Source organism: Paenibacillus antri (genome assembly GCF_005765165.1).
In the GTDB taxonomy this organism is placed as follows: domain Bacteria; phylum Bacillota; class Bacilli; order Paenibacillales; family YIM-B00363; genus Paenibacillus_AE; species Paenibacillus_AE antri.
In genome coordinates this window covers 421,191-443,665 of sequence record NZ_VCIW01000003.1, presented here as the reverse complement: position 1 = coordinate 443,665, position 22,475 = coordinate 421,191, and the positions used below count along the sequence as shown (strand labels likewise).

18 protein-coding genes are annotated in these 22,475 nt (G+C 61.3%); 2 read left to right on the top strand and 16 right to left on the bottom strand.

Annotation, left to right across the window (positions count from 1 at the left end; genetic code table 11):
- Nucleotides 1-43: 43 nt before the first annotated feature.
- The 6 genes from FE782_RS07760 to FE782_RS07735 form a co-directional block, all read right to left on the bottom strand.
- Complete coding sequence (locus tag FE782_RS07760) at nt 44-1,558, bottom strand: response regulator (protein WP_138193490.1); 1,515 nt, start codon at nt 1,556-1,558, stop codon at nt 44-46.
- The gene (locus tag FE782_RS07755; protein ID WP_138193489.1) at nt 1,555-3,306 is read right to left on the bottom strand and encodes a sensor histidine kinase; all 1,752 of its coding nucleotides are present in this window, start codon (nt 3,304-3,306) and stop codon (nt 1,555-1,557) included. The genes FE782_RS07760 and FE782_RS07755 overlap by 4 nt, the downstream gene beginning before the upstream one ends.
- A 90-nt stretch (nt 3,307-3,396) precedes the next feature.
- On the bottom strand, nt 3,397-5,088 hold the full coding sequence (locus FE782_RS07750; protein ID WP_138193488.1) for an extracellular solute-binding protein: 1,692 nt from the start codon (nt 5,086-5,088) through the stop codon (nt 3,397-3,399).
- A gap of 33 nt (nt 5,089-5,121) precedes the next feature.
- A complete protein-coding gene (locus tag FE782_RS07745) occupies nt 5,122-6,006 on the bottom strand; it encodes a carbohydrate ABC transporter permease (RefSeq protein ID WP_138193487.1) in 885 nt (294 codons plus the stop codon).
- Nucleotides 6,007-6,021: 15 nt separating this feature from the next.
- Nucleotides 6,022-6,996, bottom strand: a complete 975-nt coding sequence (locus FE782_RS07740) for an ABC transporter permease (RefSeq protein ID WP_138193486.1) — start codon at nt 6,994-6,996, stop codon at nt 6,022-6,024.
- Between the two features lie 118 nt (nt 6,997-7,114).
- Nucleotides 7,115-7,981, bottom strand: a complete 867-nt coding sequence (locus FE782_RS07735; protein ID WP_158299287.1) for a helix-turn-helix domain-containing protein — start codon at nt 7,979-7,981, stop codon at nt 7,115-7,117.
- 140 nt (nt 7,982-8,121) lie between these two features.
- Between FE782_RS07735 and FE782_RS07730 the strand changes: the two genes are divergently transcribed.
- Nucleotides 8,122-9,060, top strand: coding sequence for a phytanoyl-CoA dioxygenase family protein (locus FE782_RS07730; RefSeq protein WP_138193484.1), 939 nt, complete (start codon nt 8,122-8,124; stop codon nt 9,058-9,060).
- Here FE782_RS07730 and FE782_RS07725 read toward each other — a convergent pair.
- The 5 genes from FE782_RS07725 to FE782_RS07705 form a co-directional block, all read right to left on the bottom strand.
- Nucleotides 9,057-10,460, bottom strand: coding sequence for a sulfatase family protein (locus FE782_RS07725; protein WP_138193483.1), 1,404 nt, complete (start codon nt 10,458-10,460; stop codon nt 9,057-9,059). The genes FE782_RS07730 and FE782_RS07725 overlap by 4 nt on opposite strands.
- Nucleotides 10,457-11,368 carry an AraC family transcriptional regulator gene (locus tag FE782_RS07720; RefSeq protein WP_138193482.1) on the bottom strand — a complete coding sequence of 304 codons (912 nt, stop codon included), beginning with the start codon at nt 11,366-11,368 and terminating at the stop codon, nt 10,457-10,459. The genes FE782_RS07725 and FE782_RS07720 overlap by 4 nt, the downstream gene beginning before the upstream one ends.
- Nucleotides 11,361-12,380: a Gfo/Idh/MocA family protein gene (locus FE782_RS07715; RefSeq protein WP_138193481.1), complete on the bottom strand. Its 1,020-nt coding sequence runs from the start codon at nt 12,378-12,380 to the stop codon at nt 11,361-11,363. Before FE782_RS07715 ends, FE782_RS07720 begins: the two co-directional genes overlap by 8 nt.
- 137 nt (nt 12,381-12,517) lie before the next feature.
- Nucleotides 12,518-13,297 (bottom strand): phytanoyl-CoA dioxygenase family protein, encoded by a 780-nt coding sequence (locus tag FE782_RS07710; protein ID WP_138193480.1) that lies wholly within the window; start codon nt 13,295-13,297, stop codon nt 12,518-12,520.
- Nucleotides 13,298-13,412: 115 nt separating this feature from the next.
- A complete protein-coding gene (locus FE782_RS07705; RefSeq protein ID WP_138193479.1) occupies nt 13,413-14,288 on the bottom strand; it encodes an AraC family transcriptional regulator in 876 nt (291 codons plus the stop codon).
- A 141-nt stretch (nt 14,289-14,429) separates the two neighbouring features.
- Here FE782_RS07705 and FE782_RS07700 point away from each other — a divergent pair, with 141 nt between their 5' ends.
- On the top strand, nt 14,430-15,254 hold the full coding sequence (locus tag FE782_RS07700; RefSeq protein WP_138193478.1) for a phytanoyl-CoA dioxygenase family protein: 825 nt from the start codon (nt 14,430-14,432) through the stop codon (nt 15,252-15,254).
- 55 nt (nt 15,255-15,309) lie between these two features.
- Here the strand turns inward: FE782_RS07700 and FE782_RS07695 are convergent, their stop codons facing one another.
- The 5 genes from FE782_RS07695 to FE782_RS07675 form a co-directional block, all read right to left on the bottom strand.
- Entirely contained in the window at nt 15,310-16,194 is an 885-nt protein-coding gene (locus FE782_RS07695) for a carbohydrate ABC transporter permease (protein WP_138193477.1), read from the bottom strand.
- A 14-nt stretch (nt 16,195-16,208) separates the two neighbouring features.
- Nucleotides 16,209-17,108, bottom strand: coding sequence for an ABC transporter permease (locus FE782_RS07690; protein WP_138193476.1), 900 nt, complete (start codon nt 17,106-17,108; stop codon nt 16,209-16,211).
- 76 nt (nt 17,109-17,184) lie between these two features.
- Entirely contained in the window at nt 17,185-18,915 is a 1,731-nt protein-coding gene (locus FE782_RS07685) for an extracellular solute-binding protein (RefSeq protein WP_158299286.1), read from the bottom strand.
- A 122-nt stretch (nt 18,916-19,037) separates the two neighbouring features.
- Nucleotides 19,038-20,690 (bottom strand): response regulator transcription factor, encoded by a 1,653-nt coding sequence (locus FE782_RS07680; RefSeq protein WP_158299285.1) that lies wholly within the window; start codon nt 20,688-20,690, stop codon nt 19,038-19,040.
- A complete protein-coding gene (locus FE782_RS07675; protein ID WP_138193473.1) occupies nt 20,665-22,434 on the bottom strand; it encodes a sensor histidine kinase in 1,770 nt (589 codons plus the stop codon). The genes FE782_RS07680 and FE782_RS07675 overlap by 26 nt, the downstream gene beginning before the upstream one ends.
- Nucleotides 22,435-22,475: the final 41 nt, after the last annotated feature.

The following is a 22,475-nucleotide window of genomic DNA, read 5'->3' as shown; positions in this document are numbered from 1 at the left end:
TCCGCCGTCATTCATGGCGGATCGGGACAATGTGCCATCCGATTCAGCCACCTCCCCCTTTTTTGTATTCCAGCGGGGTGACCCCGTACGCGTCGTAAAACAGACGGGAAAAATACCGCGCGTTCGCGATGCCGACCGACTCGGCGACCTCGTATACTTTCAGGTCGGATTCGCGAAGCAGCCGTTTCGCCCGCTCGAGTCGATAGCGCTGGACATATTCGTTGAAGGGCTTCCCGATCTCCGCGCGGAACAAGGCGGCGAACCAGCTCGGGCTTAGATTGACGCGCCTCGCGACATCGTGCAGATGTATATCTTGATCGTAATGCCGATGCACATACTCCACCCCCTGCCGCACCTCGCTGCGCGCGCCCGCCTCCGCGCTTCCGCGGCGCGCGTCGTTCGCCCATTCGTCCAGCAATCGGTCGACCGCGTCGAATAACTCCGACGCGTCGAAGACGGATTGCAGCCGCTCGCTCGCCTCCGCGTAGCGGTCGAGCGGCGGCGCCCCTTCGGCGGAGACGGCGGCGCAGAGCAGCCGGGGCAGCGCCGCGCGCGCCGCAGGCCAGGCGGCCGCCGCCGCCCCGCCTTCTCCAGGAAGCGACCGCATCCACCTTCGGAGAAGAGCGGCGGCCTCGGCGCGCGGAAGGCGGGCGAGCCGCTCCTCGGAAGGCGGCGACGGCAACGGCGCCGCGCTCGAAGGCAGCGCGCTCAGACGCAGCGCCGCATTGAAGGGCAGGAACAGCCCGTCGTCCGCCTCCGCATGCGCTCGGCGCACCGCCTCGCCGAATTCACGCCAATCGCGCAGCTCGTCGGTCAGCAAGAGCCGCGCTTTGAAAGCTTGCGGCGCTTCCCGAAAGAGAGCGTCCCAAGCGGCGGCGACGTCCGCGGCGAGCGCTCCGCGCATCCCCCGGGCGCTCCGGTAATAGACGAACGCCCACGCGTCGCGGTCCAAGCGGAAGGCGATCGCCGCATCCCCTTCGCCGGCCGCCGGCGGCCGATCGGCTTGCGCCGCCGCCCAAGCCGCCGAGGCTCGCGACGCCCGCAGCACGGCGACGACGGCCGCCCCGAGCGGCATCTCCGCTGACAGTCGCTCGATCGCCGCCGGCGCCGCAGGAGATCCGGCCGCGCAGACGGACAGCCGCTCCTTGGCCGCTTGCCGTCGAAGCGCCGCCGCCTCCCGCGCCTTCCCCGCGACGCGGTCCAGCGACTCCGCGAAATCCGCCGCCTTGAACAGCAGCTTCGTGACGTAATCCGCCGCGCCGTATCGCAGCGCGGCTTGCGCCTTCTCGAATTGATCGTAGCAGGTGAGCATCAGCACTTCCGGCGGAGACGGCAGCTCCCGGAGACGCCGCAGCAGCTCCAACCCGTTCATGACGGGCATGCCGATATCGGCGATGACGATGTCCGGTCGAACGCGCTTCGCGAGCTCGAGCGCCGCCACGCCGTTGTCGGCTTCCCCGACGATGCGGTAGCCGCGTTCCTCCAACAAGAAGCCGCGAATTTTCTTGCGAACGTAAGGCTCGTCGTCTACGACGACGAGCCGAATCGGTTCGTTCATCGACGTTCCTCCTCTATCGCGCGGTACGGGATATGGATGCGGACAGTCGTCCCCTCGCCCGGGCCGCCGCTATCGATGCGAAGGCCGTACGCGGCTCCGAACGTATGCGCGAGCCGCTGATGGACGTTGCGCACGCCGATGCCGTCCGCTTCGCCTTCTTCGGGCGCGGCGATCCGCGCCTCCAGCGCCGCCGCCGCCTCCGGCGTCATGCCGACCCCGTTGTCGCGCACAGCGATGACAAGCGAGTCGCCCTGCCGCTCGGCCGAGACGGTCACGACGCCGTTCGCGTTCGGCGAAGGCAGCAAGCCGTGAAACAGCGCGTTCTCGACCAACGGCTGGAGCATCAGCTTCAGCGCCGACGCGGGGGCGTGCCGGCGGACGCTGTCGTCGACCGTCAGCGTGAAGCGCTGACCGTACCGCTGATTGACGATAAACCAATAAAACTCGACGTTTTCGATTTCCTCGCGGAGCGTTCGGACGTTGCCGCGGCGCTGATCCAAGCCGTACCGCAGCAGTTCGCCAAGCGCTTCGAGGAGACGATGAAGCTCCTCCTTGCCCCCGTGGTCGATCACGTCGTCGATCAAATTGATCGTGTTGTAGAGCATATGCGGGTTCATCTGCGACAGCAGCGCTCGCATCTCCGTACGCCGCTTCCGCTCCTCCGTCGCTTTCAGGTTCGCGATCAGCTCCCGGATCGTGGCCGTCATCGCGTTATACTGCTCGGCGAGCTCTCCGAACTCGTCGGCCCGCTCCAGCTTCATCCGGTAGTGCAGGTCGCCCTTGGCGATCCGGCGCATGCCGACGGCCAGCTGCCGGATCGGACGGGTGAACCACCAGGAGACGATTCCGTAAATGCACATAAAACCGACGATGCCGACCGAGAGCACGACCACGCTCAGCGTCGTCACCGGGCGGAACGTCCGCTCCACGGCCTCGAGATCGCTTACGACGACGATCTTCCATCGCGGATGCGCCGGAATGTCGGCGGACGCGTAATAAAATCCGTTTTCTTGAAAATAGCGCTGCGCCCCGGGCAAGCTCCGGATCGCTTCGTTCGACTGCCGCATCGGGCGAAGCGGGTTGCTCCCGAGCGTCATGAACGAATCGATCAGATTATCGTTCTGGTCGTACAGCAGCACCTGCACATCGTAGTTGTCGACGAACGCGATCGTCTTGTTCAGGAAGCCCGTCGTATCGACCGCCATGGATAGCCGTCCGATCGGATTCATGTCGCTGTCGTACACCCGCTTGCTGACCATGGCCACCGTGCTGAACAACCCGAACTTCCCCATGTTCGAGTAGAAAGGCGGACTCCAATCGATCGGCGGGTATCGGTCGAGCGGCTGCGACTCGATGACGGACAGCTCCTTCGCAGCGAAGCTGGGCCAGTAGCTCTCCGGGTATCCGATCATGCCGCCGTCGTCGCCGATGAAGACGATGCCGCGGATCAGGTCCGCGCGCACCTTGGCGACGGTTTCCATGTACGCCGGCAGCCCTTCTTTGTCCGTATTGTCTTGAAGAACCGTCCCTTCGACGTCCAGCATCAGATCCGCCGCCCGGTCCATATGGTCCCGGACGAACAACGCGGCCTGTTCGGCCATCTCGCGCATCGCCGAACGCTTGGACTGTTCCAAATAATCGATCGCTTGATTTTTCGACGCCTGCACCAGCATCAAGGCGAATGCGGCGCTTGGGATCATAAGCAGCACGATCAGCTTCCAATGCGATTTCAAGCGAGTCCATTCCATCCCGGAAGCCCCCCGTTTATCGAAGAACGGGAGAAAAGGAGCCGCCCGCCAAGGCCGCTCCGTCTTCCCGTTCGTATTTCGTCGCCCGCCTTACGGCATCGACGCGTCCAGCTGCTCCGCCGCTTGCTCCATCAGCTTCTGTCCGCCCGACGCCTTCCATTCCCCCACGTACGCATCCCAATCGTCGAAGCTGCGGTTGCCGAGCACGAAGGCGATTTCGTTCTTCAATTGGAAATCGTTGATCTTCGATTCGGTCGGTCCGTCGAGCGTAATGAAGATGCCGAAGTTTTCGTGTCTCGGCAAGTTGTTTACGTAGATGTTGTGCTCGCCGCCGATTTTGCCGACCTCGTCGTCGTAAATTTGCCAGAGCAGCGTATACCCGACGAATTGCCAATCCGGCAAGCTGTTGAGCTCGGGCTTAATCGCAGCCGGGTGCTTCTCTTTGTCGATGAAAAAGACGTTCGTGCCGTCCGTTTCGTTGAAGACGACGCGGGACCCGTCGGGATAAATCTCGGGGCCGCCGCCCTGCGAGACGGTCCAATAATTTTCGTTCGGGTAAATCATCGTATCGATGATGTGGGCGATTCGTTTCATCTTTCCCGGATCCTCGACCGCCTTCTTCGAGAATACGAACATCCCGCCCGGCGCCCCGCCCGGTGCGTATTTGCCTTCTTCCCCCGCGTCCGCCGAGGGCGGAGCGATCGGTTTCCAAACATTCAGTACGCTCATGTCCCGATTTTTTGCATGGTACGTCTCGTCGATCAAGTTCGCACCGGGGTAATGCACCATGCCGACCTGATCGTTGAACGTGTACGTCTTGAAGGGCTCCCACGAGATCGTGTACCAGTCGGGAGAGAGCAGCTGTTCGTCGTTCAGCTTCTTCAAGAACTCGAGGTAGCCGCGCGTCGTCCCGTCCAGCATCGGGTGGTTGATCTTCCCGTCGACGACGTTCCAGGACGGGTGACCGAACGCGCTGCGGAGGCTATCCAGCATGCCGAACCCGTTGCCGCCGCCGGCGCCGCCCATGAACCAGGTATCCGCCTTGCCGTCTCCGTCCGGATCGTTCTTCGTCACCGCCTCGGCGTAGGCGTACAGATCATCGACCGTCTTCGGCATGCTGAGGCCGAGCGTCTTCAGCCAATCCTCCCGGATGAAAAATCCCCAGTTGTCCTGGAACGTGCTGTACCGCGGGATGCCGATCATCTCGCCGTCGACCGTCGCCCAGTTCGCGAACGTCTTCGTCACGTACTGCGCCGCCTGCGGCATGTAAGGCAGGATATCGGACGCCTCGGCCAGTTGTCCTTGCTTATAGAGGGAGATTGCAACGTCCTTGAACGGCATGACGACGACGTCCGGCGCGTCGCCGGAGGCGAACCGGACCGCCACATTGTTTCTAAGGTCCGCCGCCGTCAAGTTGGTCAGCGTCAGATCGACGTTGTACTTTTCGTCCAAATACTTCTTGATCGGATCGTCGGGAATCGGCTGATTGAACGCCCCGGGAAGCATGATTTCGATTTCGTACTTTTCGCTTAGATCGTCGTACGCATAACTCGACGGGTCGACCGCCTTCGGAATCGGGAAAGCGTCCGGAAACTCGCCGATCGGCTCCGGCTCCTTCGCCGGCTCCGCCGACGCTCCGCCTTCCGGCTGCGCCGCCTCTCCGTTCGACGGCACGTCGTTCCCGGGCGGTTCGTCGGTCGCCGCCCGTTCGGTGCAGGCGCTCAACACGGCGATCAGCGACGCAAGCATGATGGCCATTCCGGAGCGTAACGTTCGCTTCATGTCTCTTCGTCCCCTTTTCCTGATATTCTCTCTTCAGCCCTTCACGGCGCCGAGATACATCCCTTTAATGAAATGCTTTTGCAGAAACGGGTACACGCACATGATCGGCAAGATGCCGACGACGACCGTCGCCATCTTAATCGTCTCCGAGCTGACGCGCTGGGTGTCCTTCAAGATGAAGTTCATTTGATCGTTCGCCATGCTGTCCACCGTCAGCATATTCCGGAGCACCATCTGCAGCGGGTACAGCTGCTTGTCGTTCAAGTAAATGAGCGCGTCGAACCAGCTGTTCCAATGATTGACGATGCTGAACATGCCGATCGCCGCGAGCGCCGGCGCCGCCATCGGCACGACGATGCGCGTCAGCAGCGCAATTTCCCCGGCGCCGTCGATCCGAGCCGATTCCATGAGGCCGTCGGGCAAATTTTCGATGAAAATCTTAATGACGAGCAGACCGAAGCTGTCTACGAGCATCGGCACGATCAATGCCCAGAACGAATCGATCAAGTGCAGCTGCTTCATCACGAGGTACGACGGGATCAGACCGCCGTGGAACAAGATGGTGAACAGCACTAGGAACAGAAGCGGTCCGCGCCCGGGCAGCGTCTTCCGGGACAACACGAACGCCCCGACGGTCGTGAGCGCAAGCGTCAGCAGCGGCCCCAGCGTGCTTCGCAGCACGGACATTCCGATCGACTGCCAGACGAGCGGCGACGCGAAAATCCGCTTGTACGCCTCCAACGTCGGCTCCTGGGGGACGATGACGAAATAATCTCGCGCGATCATCTCGCTTTGCGACGTCAGCGACATGCCGACGACGTAGACGAGCGGAAACAAGGCCGAAAGCGCGACGAGCGCCACGGCGGTATGAATGAAAATCTGATATGCTCTCTCGGAACGCGATGCGTATGCATACATCGGAACGGCTCCCTTCTACCAGATGCCCCGGCCCGTATATTTCTTCGATGCGGCGTTCGTCGCGAGCACGAGAAGCATGCCGACGAACGACTGGAACAGCCCCATCGCCGTCCCGATGCTGAACTGCAGCCGGGCGAGCGATTCCCGGTAAATCCACGTATCGACGACGTCCGCGGTATCGAGCACCGCTTGATTGTAGAACAGGAGAATTTGCTCCCCGCCGGCATAGAGGATCGTCCCGAGATTCAAGCAAACGAGGAAAATGATGACCGGCACGAGCGACGGCAGCGTGATATGGTATACGCGCCGCAGCGGTCCCGCTCCGTCCATCGCGGCCGCTTCGTACAGCTGCGTATCGACGGAGGCGAGCGCGGCCAAATAAATGATCGTGCCCCAGCCGATTTCCTTCCAGACCGCCGAACCGACGAGCAGCGGCCGGAACCAGTCTTGATCGAGGAAAAACTCCTTCCGCGGCAAGCCGAACCACTCGAGCATGTTGTTTACGAACCCCGACCCGGTCGAAAACAGCGCGAAGACGATGCCGAAGACGATGACCCACGAGAAAAAATGGGGGATGTACACGATCGTCTGCGTCCACTTCTTGAACCGGTTGCTCGCAAGGTCGTGAAACATGATGGCCAGGATAATCGGCGGCACGAACCCGACGGCGAGCCGAAGCAGACTGATTTCCACCGTATTTCGAAGCACCTTCACAAGCTGCGGATCGGTGAACATGACGCGGAAATTGTCCAGTCCGACCCATTCGCTCTGCCATACGCCCGCGCCCAGCTGCAAGTCCTTGAACGCCACGATCCAAGCCATGCCGATCGGCCAGTACCGGACGAGCGCGTAGTACAGCAAGACGGGGATAAATAACAAATACAACGTTTTGTGCGCCGCCATCCGCCGCAGGAGCGACGCCTCCCGAACCGCCGGCGCGCCTCTCTCCGTCCCTCGAAGGTTTCCGTTCACTTCCGTCTCGGCGGGCATAAGCTCCCCCTTCCTTTCTTGGAGTAAGCGCTTACTACGTCCAATTGTAACCGGCTTCCTCGCTTCCCGATGTACACGATACGATGGAAAAGGTGCACGATTCGACGGACCTTCGGCGTCAAATCGTACGATTCCGCTGCCGGAAGACGGACGGCTGTTCCCCGGTTCGGCTCTTGAACCAACGGCAGAAGTAATGCACGCTGTCGAACCCGAGACGCCGCGCAGCGTCCGTGACGGAGTCCGCGCTCGTCGCCAGCAAGCGCATCGCCTGCTCTACTCTGCGTTCGTCGTGATACCGCTGGGGCGCCGCGCCGAACCGTTCCCGAAACTTCCGGGAGACGTAGTCATGCGTATACGGCGACGCCTCCGTCAACCAACCGGCGTCGTAAGGCGAGCCGGCCCGCTCCTCCAGCATCGCCCGCACCGCCGCGATGCGCGCCTCCAGCGGCGTCGGCGCGGGCAAGCTGCCGCTCTCGCACCAGCGCAGCAGCCTCGCCGCGAATTGCAGCATCGCCCCGCGGAGCGCTTCGGGCGCGAACGGCCGCTTCTCGACGAATTCGCGGGCGAACGTTTCGAAATACGGCAGCGGCCACATCCCGGTCCTCGCGCACGGCGGGAAAGGCAGGCCGGGCTCGGCGGGAGACGGTTCGTCTCCCTTCGCCGGCCGGATGCCGAGGGGCGACTCCGGCGGGCGCTCCGGCAGCGGTCCTTCCGGGATGAAATGAACGCCGTACAACACGAACGGGTCGGCGTCGTCCGCTTCGATGACGTGCGGCACGTCCGGCCCGTAGAAAAACAAGCAGCCTGCAGCGGCGCGGTAGCTGCGTCCTCCGATTGCGAATCGGCCCGCGCCGCTAGCGACGAACACGAATTGAAAGTCCGAAATCGCGCGAGGCCCGAATCGTTCCGAAGGCGTGCACACGAGCCGATTGGCGTAGCCGACGACGGGCGCGAACTCCGCGCCGGAAGGGGCAAGCAGCGGCATAAGGGGTCTCTCCTCTCGTCCGAGCGTCATCCGAATCCGGTAAAGTGCAACGGGCCATGGGTATCGGACAAATACAACCGCCGACAGGTTTGATACGCTGACGATACATCCGCTGCAAGCGATATAAGGAGCTGATCGAAATGTTGACGGACAACGATAAACGTCCCGTCTCCGGCACGTTCCAAGACGCGACGCCCTTGCTCGAAACGCCGGATCTCATCCGGGAACGCGCGGAACTCGACGGGATGATTTTCTTTCGGGGGCTGCTTCCGAGGGAGACGGTGATGGCCGTTCGCGGCGACGTTCTCGGCGTGCTTCGGTCTTACGAGCTGCTCGAGGCCGGACGCGAAGACGAGGCGATCGGCGACGGAGCGCGCATCCGCCGCTATACCGCCGAGGAGGTCGCATGGAACGGCGTAGGCGCGCCGCTCGACGTGTATCGGGACATCCAGAAGCTGGAGTCGTTCCACGCGCTGGCGCACGCGCCGGCGATCCGGCGCATGTTGACGGCCGTGTTCGGCGGCGAGCCTTTCGTGCATCCGCGGAATATCGCCCGCGTCATGCTGCCGCATCCGGACGTTCGTACGACGCCGTCCCATCAGGACTTCCTGCATGTGCAAGGTAGTTCGGATACGTGGACGTGCTGGATACCGCTTGGAGACGTGCCGCGGGCGCTCGGCGGACTCGCCGTGCTGAAGGGCAGCCATCGCGAAGGGCTGCTCGGCGTCACGCATGCGGCGGGCGCCGGCGGACTCGAGTCGATTCTATGCGGCTTGGACTACGAATGGGAGACGGTCGACTTCGAGGCGGGCGACGTGCTCGCGTTCCACAGCCATACCGTGCACAAGGCGCTGCCCAACCTTCGTCCGGGCACGATCCGGCTGTCGTGCGACTTTCGTTACCAACGGGCGAGCGATCCGATCGAAGCCGCCTCCCTCCGGCCGCACGGTCCGTACGAATGGGAGGAGCTTTACGAGGGGTGGACGCGTCGAGAGCTTATGTATTATTGGAAGGAAAGCGCGTTCGAGTACGTCCCGTTCGATCAGAGCATTCGCTGGCAGCAAGAAAAAATTTGTTAGAGCTTCCTGCCTTCGACCAGCTGGCGCCTCATCCACTCGTTGTCGAAGCCGTCGCCGTCCCGGCGAAGCGTCTCGTGCAACCGAACCCGCAGGCCGCGCACCGTGTCCGCGAGCTCGGTCTCGCCGATTCGGTTCTCAAGCTCTCCGGGATCCGCCTGAACGTCGTACAGCTCGTCGACGTCGGTCAAATTCCAGACGTACTTCCATCGCTCGGTGCGGATCATCCGCTGCGTGTATAAGCCGAACTGCTGCCCGTTATACGTGGCGACGACGTCTTCCCTCCAAGAAGGATCCGGACGTCCCGAGAGCAGCGGCGCAAGCGATCGACCGTGGAAGCCGGCTCGAACGCTCGCGTCCGCCTCGAGCTCGAGAAGCTCGAGGAACGTCGGCGCCAAATCCAGAAAGTTGTAAGCGAATCGGTCGAGCACCGTCCCCTGCGGAAGCGCGCGGGGCCAACGCATCGCCATCGGCACGCGGACGACGTCGTCGTATAGGACGTAATGTTTATCCATCATCCGGTGCGACCCGCACATGTCGCCGTGATCGGACGTAAAGACGAGGAGCGTGTCATCGGCCGCGCCGAGATCGTCCAGCGCGCCGAGCACGCGGCCGATCGCGTCGTCGAGCTGGCTGACGACGCCGAAGTACCGAGCGACGATCGGCGACCAATCCGCCCACGTATACCGTTCGACGCCCCAGTTATACAGCTGTTGGCGCTGTATGTAGGGTTTGCCCGCGAACGTCTCTTCGAAGCCGGGCCAAGGCTTGATCGCTTCCGGCGCATACATGTCGGCGAACCGGCCCGACGGGCGGCACGGCAAGTGCGGTTCGGCGAAATGGATCGCCATATGCCATGGGCCGCCCGACGCGTGGAGACGGCGCAGCTCCGCCGCCGCCCGATCCGCGAACCAATGCGTCGAGGACGCCTCGACCGGAATCGGGTTCGGTTCCCCGAAGTAGCCGTTCTTAAACTCGACCTCCAGATATTCCGCTTTCCGAAATGCGGCATAGTCGGATTCCCCGACGTAGGTATCGTAGCCGTAACTCGTCGGATCGAGCGTAGGATGCACGCCCCACTTGCCGAGGAATGCGCTTCGGTAGCCGGCGTCCGCGAGCGCCTGGGACCACGTCCAGGCGTCCGGCGGCAGCGACGCGACCGGCAGCGCTCCGCCGGCGTTCCAGAGGCCGCCGAACGTCTCCGGCCGTCGGCCGCACAGCAGCGACTGTCGCGCCGGCCCGCATACCGGAATATGCGAATACGCGTGCGCGAAGCGGACTCCTTCGGCCGCGAGCCTTGCCAGATGCGGCGTGCTCGGCGCGCCGGGGGCGTTCGGTTCGACGGCGTCGTAGCGGAGCTGGTCCGCGGTGACGAGCAGCACGTTCGGGCGCTTGCGGCTCACGACGTGCGTCCGCCTTCCAGCTCCTCGCCGTCGTGAAGCGACCGATACCGGCTCGGGGAGCAGCCGACGTGGCGCTGAAACAGGCGCGTGAAGAAGGAGGAATCTTCGTAGCCGACGAGCGACGCGATCGAGATGACCTTCTCGTCGGTGTCGAGAAGCAGCCGCTTGGCGCGGCCGATGCGAATGTCGTGCAGGACGTCCACGACGCTCTTGCCGTATTGGCGGCGGATAAGCCGGTTTAAGTGCCGGGAGCTGATGTTGAACAGCTCCGACAACGACTGCAGCGTCAGCTTCTTATCGTAATTTCTCTCCATATAACCGTACAGGCGTCTGGCCGTCATCGTTCGGTCCTGCTGTCTCGGCGACGGCGAGGCAGCGCCGCGTCCGATCGTCTTGTAAAAACGCGACAACAGAATGAGCAGCTCGAGCAGCTTCAGCCTCAGTATCGTAGCGAAGCCGGTGCCCGCTCCCCCCTGTTCGCGAAGCATGCTCTCGAGCAGGCCGAGCACGTTGTCCGCGTCTTCGCCGTGCAGGTTCAAGCGGTGATTGAACCGCTGGTCCCGCTGGAGGAACGGATGCACGTAGAAATAATCCATCGCATCCGTGACGTTCAGCTCCCGAAGCAGCGAGTCCGGAATGAACGACGGCATGAACAGACAGTTGACGATCTCCATCGAATCGCCGGGTTGGACGGAGTACGCATGCGTCTCTCCCGGATTGATAATGAACACGTCGCCAGCATGAATATCGTACGACGCGCCGTCGAAGCGATGCCGCCCTCTTCCGCGGACGACGTAGACGAGCTCGACGAAGTCGTGCCCGTGCTCGTCGACGTTGCCCTGCGTCGTGCGAGCGATCCAGAACGGGAAGTCCTCCTTCATGAACGCGCTGCTGTTCAGCTTACGCATGATCGCGTCCCCCGCTGCGTTCGACGACGGCCGGCGCTCCGCCGGATTGGAAGGAGCGGATCGCCGCTTCGATCGTCTCCTGCGCGGCGAGCGCGTCCTCGCCCGAGGCGGCGACGTCGTCCGGCGACGCGCCCCGGGCGATATCCTCGAGGAAGCGGTCGATCCGCAGCCGGAACGTATCGTTGAACCCTTGCATGCCGCCGAAGATCGGATTTTGCAGCACGAGCCGGTCGTCCGAGTCGTGCGGGAAGTACGTCATCGTCTCATAGACGTTATCGAGCAGCAGACGGCCTGACGTCCCTCCGATTTCCAGGCATTCGATCGGGTGACGCATGGACATGTCGTAGCTGCCCGTCAGATGGCCGACCGCGCCGGATTCGAACTCCATATTGATCGACGCGGTGGACCAGGACGTCCGGCCGGGCGCCTGCGTCAGGAACGACTGTACGCGGCGGACGTCGCCGGCGAAATAACGCATCACGTCGATCGAGTGCGGATGCAGCGCCCGAAGGTGGAGCCACGGCGTCTCGTCGGACGGATTGCGGATCGTCAGGCGCATATTTACGAACAGGATCGTTCCGAGCTTGCCTTCCTCGACGAGCTCCTTGGCGCGGAAGGCGGCGGGCGAGAAGCGGTGGTTCAAGTTGCAGGCGAGACGCACGCCCTTCTCGCGCGCGAACGCGACCATCTCGCGGGCCAATTCGATTCGGTTCGAAATCGGCTTCTCCACCAAGACGTCCTTGCCCGCGCGCATGGCGAGCATCGCGGGATCGAAATGATGGCCACCCTTCTCCTCCCCGGCCGTCGCTACGGCCACAGCGTCGACCGACTCGGACTCGAGCAGACGCTCCAAGCTCGTATAGGCGGGAACGCCGAACTCGCGGCCGGCCGCCGCCGCCCGCTCTTCGAGCAGGTCGCAAACCGCGACCAACCGCGCTTTCGGATGCTTCGCATAGGCTTGGCAATGCAGCTTGCCGATGTTGTTGACGCCGACGACGGCGATGTTGATCATGATCGTCATCCTTTCCGAATGCGCTTGTGGAAGCGCTTGCTACCTCGATCATATCGTGTCCGGATCGCCCTGTCATGGTCGATCCGGACATACGTCCGTCGGATGCGGGCATGTTGCTCGAATCGATCCGAATCCGCCTAGGCCAGCTTCGGGAACAGCCCGCCCTTGATAACGTCGCCCGGCGCCAGGCCCAAGCCGTCCGTGCATACGTGCGGCGCCCCGCTGTACGTCGTGCCGTCGGCCATGTAGATGATCGCGAGCGCGCGACGCGGTTTATCTAGCCGGTTGGCGTGGGCGTAATGGAACGTGAGGCCGTCGTGGAACGTGCAGCTGCCCGCCTTCATTCGGACGATCGCCGCCGTGTTCCGATCGACCTCCCGGGCGCCGTCTTGGGCGAAGATGTCCTCGGGACTGACCAAGCTTACGCTCTTTAGATTTTTAATCTTTTGCGACTTCGGGACGAACATCATGCAGCCGTTGTTCTCGTCCACGTCGTCGAGCGCGATCCAAATCGAGAACGCCCCGGTCTCCCGCATCGGCCAGTACGGCCAATCCTGATGCCACGGCGTCGGCTTCGAATCCTTCGGCATCTTGAACAGCGCGTGGTCATGGAACAGACGAATGCCCTCGAAGCCCGTTAGCTGCTTGCCCATGTCCGCGAACCGAGAGCCGAGCACGAAGCGCGCCATCCCCCCGTGATCCCGCCACGTATTCACGCGTTGATTGAGTACGCGGTAATACAATCCGTCTTCCTTGTCCGTCTGTAAGCTTCTTCCGCCGCTTTGATCCATCGTTTCGAACAAATACTCGCGCAGCTCCTCGACTTCTTCGCTCGATAAGACATCGTCGATTTGCACGAACCCGTTTTCCCGATAATAATCGATCTTCTCCTGTTCCAATACCCGGCGATCGTTCATTCCCGTCCTCACCCTTCGTATTTGGATTTCTACGGACAGTATAAGTCGTTCAACCGCTTCCAATCTTGGAGGATCTGTAAAAAAAGTTGGTCGATTCGCCAAACGCTCCGCATCGTCAACCGTCCGAACCGCGATCGGGCCGCTGTCTGAATTCGCTCGGCGACAAGCCGGTCTCCTTCTTGAAGTTGTTGCTGAAGTAATGGATGCTTCCGTAGCCGAGCCGCTCGGCGATCGAATCGATCGCCTCTCCGCGCAGCAGCGCCTGCTTCGCTTGCTTGATCCGTTCGTGGATGAGGAAATGTTTCGGCTTCCGCCCCATCTCCCGCGAGAACAACAACGTGAAATAACTCGGATGGTATCCGCACAGACTCGCAAGCTCCGCTACCGTCCACGGCTTCGCCGGCTGCTCCCGCATCGCGCGCAGGGCGACGTCGATCCGGCCGCGACGACTCGCCGCGCCCCCCTCCATCCGGCTCCGCAGAAGCTCCATCAGCAGCTCCGTCATATGCGCCCGCAGCATCGCCGGATAACCCGGCTGCTCCTGGCGGTATTCCTTCACGATGCGCGTCAGAATCGGCTCGACGCCGACGGCGGACAGCCGATGCGGCAGCTCGACGGACCCGAAGCCCGGACACTCGACGCGGTGAAGGCCGCCCGCGCGGCGCAGCATCGCCTCGTCCACCTCCCGAATGCCGTAGGCGGGATGGACCGGCGTAGACGAAGGCCCGTTCCATAGAAAATGAATGCTGAAATATTCGGTCGGCCGAACGACTTGCAGCCGATGCGGATGGTCATAGCCGAAATACGCGAATTGTCCGGGATCGATCCTGTGCTCCTCCTCGCCGACCGTCAGCCGGGCTTCGCCCGACGCGACATAGAACAGCTGATAATCCGGAATCACGCGCGGTCCCCAGTAATTTCCCGCGTCCGCCGCATCCCTGCTCGCGAAGTTTACGACCGGCAGCATATCGTTCACCGATCCCTCATGCATGTACGCGGCACCTCCGGTTCCCTTCTGGATGCGCGATCTTGAAAAATCGCAACTACTCTATGATTAATTCTAAATACGTTCGGCTCCTCCTTCCGTATGATGGAACCGTAAACAACATTATTTCGAAGGGGAGAACAGCATATGTTGACGGAAGCCCAAATCGAGGAATTTCACCGGAACGGTTTTTTGAAAGGAGACGTCGTGCTGAACGACGAGGAAGTCGAAGCGCTTCGCGCGGAGCTCGATCTCGTTATGGAAGGCAAGTCCGTGAAGAAGCCGGTGCTCAACCACAATATGCTGGGAAACAACTCTTTGTACGATAACATGAAGATGACGGTCACCGAGCGCGTCGTGCAGATCGTAAACATCTGGATGGCCAGCGACGCTTTCTATCAGCACGCGGCGAACCGGACGATCTGCGAGGAAATCGCGCAGCTGTGCGGAACGGACGCGGTGCGAATTTGGCACGATCAAGTGCAGTACAAACCGCCGTTATCCGGTGGGCCGACGGGCTGGCATCAGGACCATCCGCTCTGGCCGATCATCCAGCCCGCCGACCTCGTCAGCGCGTGGGTCGCGCTCGACGACGCCGTCATCGAGAACGGCTGCATGTGGATGGTGCCCGGCAGTCACAAGTGGGGCAACCATCAGAAATACATCGGAGCGACGCCGGACTTCAAGCCGTACCACAAGCAGCCGGAGCTGCTCCCCGAGGGCGCCGTCGTCGAAGCCGTTCCTTTCGAGATCAAGAAGGGGCAAGTCGGCTATCACCACTGCCTGACGTGGCACGGCTCGCCGCATAATCGATCGCAGCTGAAGCGGCGCGCCATCGCCGTCCACTACATGCCCGGGCATACCCGGTACGAGCCGCTCGCGAATCATCCGATGCACGATTACGTGCAGGTGAAGCCCGGCGAAATTCTCGCCGGCGACCACTTCCCGACGGTGTACGAGAAAATATCGTAATCATAAGAATGGGGCGCCCGATCCTGCGGGCGCCCCTCCTTCCTTCCGATCGACTTCATTCCTTCACGCTGCCGAGCACGATCCCCTTCATGAAGAACCGCTGCAAGAACGGATATACGAGCAGGATCGGCAGCGCGCCGAGGAAGATTTGCGCCGCCTTAGCCGTCCGATCGCTCACCTCCGCCAGCGCCTTCAAGTCCGACGAAGAGACGAGCGATAAGTCGCGATTGATGACGACCGTCTGGAGATAGCTCTGCAGCGGGTAATTGTCCGGCGAATTCATGAAGATGAGCCCGTCGAACCATGCGTTCCAGTGGCCGACGGTGGCGAACAGCGTAATGGTCGCGAGCGCCGGCGCGGATAACGGCACCATGACGCGCCACAGCGTCGTCCAATGGCCGGCGCCGTCCATGAACGCCGCCTCCTCCAGCTCCTTCGGCAATCCCCGGAAGAAGTTGAGCAGCAGGACGACGTTGAATACCGGGACGGCGTTCGGCAGCACGAGCGCCCACAGCGTGTTCATGATGCCCGTATACTTCACCGTCATGTACAGCGGAATGAGTCCGCCGTGAAACAACATCGTAATGACGAAAAACCAGACGTACGCCGTGCGGTACGGAAATTTTTTCGCTTCCTTCGCGAGCGGATAGGCGATCAATACCGTAAGCAGCATATTGACCAGAACGCCCAGCAACACCCGCTGCAGCGAGACGCCGATCGATTGCGTGAAGGCGGGCTTGGCGAGAACGAATTCGTACGAGCTGACCGTGAATTCGACCGGCCACAGCTTCACGAGTCCCGCCGTCGCCGCCTGGCTCGAGCTGAACGAGATCGCCAGCACATGGATCAGCGGGAGGAGGCACAACAAGGCGAGCGCCGCCAACGCCGCGTAGTTGACGCCGAGGAACAGCCTTCTCCCGAAGCCGAGATGCTCTACCATCTTCCCCCTCCTCCTTAGAAAATGCGATAATTCGCCAATCGATAAGCCAAATAATACGATGCCGAAATGAAGACGAGCGAAACGACCGATTTAAACAAGCCGACCGCGGTCGCGACGCCGTATTGCGCGTCGACGAGGCCGATCCGATACACGAACGTATCGATGATATCCCCCGTCTCGTACACTTGCGGGCTGTACAGGTTGAACACCTGATCGAAGCCGGCGTTCAGCACGTTGCCGAGGCTGAGCGTCAACGTGAGGACGATGATCGGCATCATGCCCGGCAGCGTAATATGCAGCGTCTGCTTCCATCGCCCCGCCCCGTCCACGATCGCCGCCTCGTACAGCGAGGGATTGATGCTGGTAAGCGCCGCGAGGTAGACGATCGTATTGAAGCCGAATTCCTTCCAGACGTCGGATAACACGAGTACCGGACGGAACCAGGCGTTGTCGCCTAAGAAATAGATCGGCTCGATGCCGAACCAGACGAGGAATTGGTTCACGATGCCGCTGGACGGCGACAGAATGTCGATCAGGATGCCGCCCAGAATGATCCAAGACAAGAAATGCGGCAAATAGATCATCGTCTGGATGCTGCGCTTGAACATCTCCTTGCGCACCTCGTTCAAGAGCAGCGAGACGACGACCGGGACGATGAAACCGACGACGATCTTGAAGAACGCGATGATGACCGTGTTCCATAGTATTCTTGATGAATCGGGCAAGTCCAACACGTATCGGAAGTTGTCGAGCCCGATCCACTGCGAATCGAAGAAGCCCTTGGCCGGGAGAAATCGTTGGAACGCGATGACGATGCCGAACAACGGACCGTAGCTGAAGACGAGAACGAGAAGCACCCCCGGCAGCAGCATGAGGTGAAGCGGCCAGTAGGGGGATTTTATTTTCTGCAGCATGCGCTTGCGCCTCCTTCCGCGAAAGGGAAGCGAGGGAAGGCGATATGTGAGAATCGCTCCCCTCGCCGATTGCGATTTACTTGTTTGCGTACCAGTCGTTCACTTCCTGCGTCATCGCGTCGCCGCCCAGCTTCTTCCAGTCCTCGACGAACTTGTCGAACAGCTCGATCGGATCGCCCAGAATGATCTTCGTGAACACTTCGAGCTCCATCTTCTGCAGCGTCGCGTCCTTGTCGACCATCGTCGGCGTCGGGGCTCCGAAAAACTCGTTTTGGAGCAGGCTTCCGTCGTTCACGTACTGGTTGATCACCTTGAAGGAGCCTTCCTTGCCGAACACCTGGTTATACGCCCAGCCGATCTCGCTGCCCGCCTCGCCTTTCAGGAAGGCGTCGATCTGTTGGAAGTTGTTCTGCTCCTCGGGGTTCAGCTTCGAGAAGTCTCCGCTGTTCATCGCTTCCGTGATGTGAAGATGGATATCCAAGTTTTTCCGAGCGGGCCACGTTTGGAACGGAATGTACTTGTGCTTCTCGAAGCCGTCGCTCGTGAAGTGCGCCGCGTAATTGTCCGGCGTCGTCGATTCGCCCCAGCCCGTTTCCGTGAACAGGTTAATGATCTTCAGCAGCGCTTCCGGATGCTTCGCTTCCTTCAGCACCGCGTAATACCCGCCTACCGTCAATCCGACCCGCGGCAGGGCGGGCTCGGCGTCGGCGGATACGAGCGGGTACGACTGCCACTCCGCGGCCGGATCGTTCTTCTTGCTGTCGACGAGCGGCCAGAGCGGGTTCCACATTTGCCCGAAGTGCAATCCGACCTTGCCCGACGCGGCGAATTCCGCCGCCTTCCCTTGATCCTTCACGCCGAACTCTCGATCGAGCAGCCCGTTCTTGAACATCTCTTGCAGCTTCTGAAGCGCTTGCCGCATCTCCGGCTGCACGCTGCCGAAGACGAGCTTGCCGCTGTCGTCTTTGATCCATTGCCGCGGATACGCATGGAACGCGTTCAGAAATCCGTCGATGCCCGCGTAGCCGCCGTACAAATCTTTATTCAGCGACATGCCGATCGTGTCCGCTTGACCGTTGCCGTCCGGATCTTGGGTCGTGAACGCCTCGGCGATCGCGATCACGTCGTCGAGCGTCTGCGGCACCGGCAAGTTCAGCTTCTTCCGCCAGTCGTCCCGGATCCAGATCATCATCGCGCCGTCCATCGCGGAGCCGGTGTTGGGAATAGCCATCAGCTTTCCGCCGAACGTCGCGGACGCCAGCGCGTTCGGCCCGTCCTGCAACATAATTTCCTTCGTAAAGTCCGAGGCGTATTTATCGTATACGTCCGTCAAATCCATCAGCAGGTCCGCTTCGACCAGCTGCTTCAGCTGCTTAGCGTTGACCGGAATGAAATCCGGCAAATCGCCGGACGCGATCGAGACGTTCATCTTCTGCTCGCCTTGCCCGCCGGGTCCGTCGCCGCTGACGACCCAGTCGTATTTCACGTTGATGCCCAGCTTCTCTTGAAGCGTGCGCGTCCATACGTTATTGCCGATGTCGTCGCCTTCCGGGTACTTAAACGTATCGTTGACGATCCGAACGCTCGTGATTTCGATCGGGGGATCGTATTTCCCGAGCGGATCGATCGGTCCCTCCTCGCTCCCGGCCGGCGTCTCCGCAGGCTTCTCCGCATTCCCCGTTCCGTTCGGCGTTCCTTCCGCCCCCTCCGGCTCCCCTGCGCCCCCACCACCGGAGCAAGCGCTTACAAATAAAAGAATCGCAATCAGAGCAACAGACAGTCCGTATTTCCCCTTCTTCCGCTTCATCGTCATCCTCCCTTTATTTGGATGATCCATCCTGTTATTAGTATAGGAGCTTGCATCCTCTCCTGAGAATGATACAATCTTTGGATTCATGCGACTTCGTTCAGAACTTCGTTCCGGGCTCCTTATACGCTCGACTGATTTCGATATTCCTGCGGTCCGACGCCCGCGTGCTTGCGGAAGAAACGGGCGAAATATCCGGCGTTGTCGAAGCCGATCGCGGCGGCCACCTCATGAATCTTGTAGCGGGAATCCGCCAGCAGCTCCTTCGCCCGCTCCAACCGCAGCTGAACGATAATTTCCGAGATGTTCGCTCCCGTCACTTGCTTGTACAGCATCGACAAATACGTCGGATTCAAATAAACCGCGTCGGCGAGCGCCGTCAACGAGACGTCCTCCTGCATGCGCTCCCGAATGATGCGATTGACTTTGTCGACGATGCAGTGCGCGCGGTCCTGCTGCGTCGCGCGCTTGTCGCGGATGAGCCGGTCGGCCGTCTCCTGCAGGAAGAGGATCGCCTCCTCGCGGGAGGGATGCGCCCGGATGTTCATCAGCTCTTCCAGCCGAAACCCCGCCCCCGGCCTTTCCGAGACGCCCCACCGGTTCGCGAGGCGCAGCAGCCGATTCGCCGCCGCATAATACGCCTCCACGTACAAGGGATACGTCTCCGCGCCTTGGAACCAGTCCTCCAACGCCTCGCGCGCCGCGATCGAATCTCCGTTTTCCAGCGCGTTCCCGAATCGTTCCTTCCGACGGGCGGCCGCCGCCTCGTCTCGTTCGCGCGTCGCGCGCTCGCCCGCGCTGCCGCCGTTCAGGAGCATCATGCTGTTGCCGTCCCCGACGCCGACGACCAACGCGTTGCGCATCGACGAGCTTCTCTCCGTCAGGTCCACCCAATCGATCGGCTCCCTTCCGCAGACAACGGAAACCGACAGCTTGAGCAGCCGTGCGCAGGCGGTTTGCACCGTGTCCAACGCGCCCTGCGCGAATCGAACCGCTCGTTCCCACCGGGGCGAATCGTCCGGACCGTCCAGGCCCCCCTCTTCCGACTCCACGCGCGTCCGGGGCTGCGCCAGCAGCGTGAAATAACTTTCGTCGACGGCGATCCACTGCGACGCGATCGGTTCGAAGTGCTCCTGGACGACGTTCTCGATCGCGTACATCAAGAGCGACCGATCCGTCGCCGACAGGACGGTAGGCCACCGGTCGACGCGTCCGACGATGAGCAGGACAGGTAACTTCGCCTGGAGCGGACATTCCAGCTCGTCCAGCTTCGTCTGAGATAATCCGTTCTCCTCGATGCCATACTGCAGCAGCCGCCGGAACCAGTCGTTGCGCAGCGCCGGAAGCGCCTCGCGGAGCCGAGCTTCCGCCATGGTCAGCACCCGCTCGTTCATCAGCTCCCGCTCCAGTTCGCCGATCGCCTTCCGAATCGCGGCGAGAATCGGCTCGTCCCCTTCCGTCTTCAACAAATAATCGGCGCTGCCCTCGCGCAGCGCTTCGCGCACGTAGTCGGCGTCGTTGATGCCCGTAAGGAAGATCACTCTGCATGCCGGCCACCTGGCCTTAATCTTCTTCTGCAGCTGCAGCCCGTTCATGCCCGGCATTCGGATGTCGCTGATTACGAGATCGAACTTCGCTCGATCGAGCCTCTGCAGCGCTTCTTCCGCCGAATAAGCCTTGTACATTTCGATTTCGGGCAAGTCCGCTTCCTGCAAGAATTCGTACAAGCCGTCGACCGTATACGGTTCGTCATCGACGATCAACAGACGATACAAACGCATCCTCCCCTTCTCTGCCTCTCGGTATGCGGAGCTCTACGCGGAGGCCGCCTTCGGCGCCCCGCGACAAGGTCAAGCCGTTCTCCCTTCCAAACATGATCTGCAAGCGCCGGTGCACGTTCAGGAGACCGGTGCTCTCGGCCGCCGACTCCGGCGCCGTCAGCCGTTGCCTTAGCTGCTGCAGCGTCTCTTCGGTCAAGTGCTCGCCGTTGTCCTCGACGACGACGAGCAGCGTCTCCTCCGCCGCGCGAAATTCGACGAGGAGCCGCCCATCCTTCGTCTTGTTCTCCAACCCGTGCGCGTAAGCGTTCTCGATCAACGGCTGCAGAATTAACCGCGGAACGCGAAAGCCCTCCCATTCCTTCGGCGGATCGCCGAACGTCGCCGCAATGCGGCGTCCGAATCGGAACGCCTGAATATCGGTGTACGTGCGCGCATTGTTTACTTCCTCGGAGAGCGGAACGTTCGAAGCGCCGTCTCTCGTAATATAACGGAAGTAGTCGCCCAGGTACTTCGTGAACCGGGCGATGTTGTCGTTGTCGCGCAGCGTGGCCATCCGGTGAAGGATAAAGAAGCTGTTATACAGGAAATGCGGGTTGATCTGGGACTGCAGCTGGCGAAGCTCCGCGAGTCGGACGAGATACTTCTGCTCGTACACTTCATGGACGAGCACGTTCAGCTGACGAACCATCGCGTTGAACCGGGTAAACAAGAAGCCGAACTCGTCCTTGCGCTCGTACGCGACGGCCACCTGCAAGTTGCCTTTCTCCACCTGACTTAAAGAACGCACCAGCGTCCGCAGCGGCCGTTCGATAATCCGATGCAGACTGAGCGCGAAGAACAAGATGACGACGACGGAGAAGATCGACATGAGCAGCAGCCAAGTCCGGTATTTCGTTAAGGGACCGAAGATCCGGCGTTCCGGCGCGAAAATCGTCAGCGTCGTATCGAGCCGATCCGACGATTGCGACACGACGAGATAACGTTCTCCGTCCAGCCGGACGGAGTCGCCGGACGCTTGGTCCGAATCGGCCGGAACGGCGGCGCCGAACCCTTCGTCGCTTCGGACGGCCCAATCGAACCGGTTCGAAGATAATACCGCCTTCTCCCCGTTGTTCGCGAAACGCTTCAACGTCTCTCGCAGCTCCCGTTCGGACACTTCCACCGTCAGCAAAAACTGCGGCGGACGTCCCCCGGACAACGCGGGGTCCGGATACGGAACGCTGATGTACAAGTTATCGTCATAGCGCAGGAACGGAGCGTCGTACCGGTTCGTCGTCGCGGACAACGCTTCGAACCGCGCTTCGTCGAAGGTAGCGATCGAGTTGTCGTTCGAGGTGACCGTGCGGTCCAGCATCGGGATGAAGGCGCTTGCATTTTCCACGAAACGACTGGACGCCTTGACGAGATCGATCTTCCGCTTCAGCGATAAGATCGCCTTCGTTCGTTCCACGTCCGACATGACGGACGCGGCGGAGCTGAGCATGAGCAGATCGTCGTCGTTGACGTACGTCTGGACAAGCCGTATGACTCGGTCGAAGTCGGATTCGATCAAGTCGACGTACAGCTCTACCTTGCCGTCCATCGAATGGACGATTTCGGATCGGACGATGCCGGCTCCGGAATCGTTCATGAATAAGTTCAATCCGCATAACGGGAGGAGCAAGCAGAGGAACGTCAACACGATCTTGTAAAAAATAGAGTGCTGCGGCGATGGACCGAACGGCTTCGTTGCCCTCATCTCCTTCGAATCCTGTATTCAGAATATTTACAATATAGCAG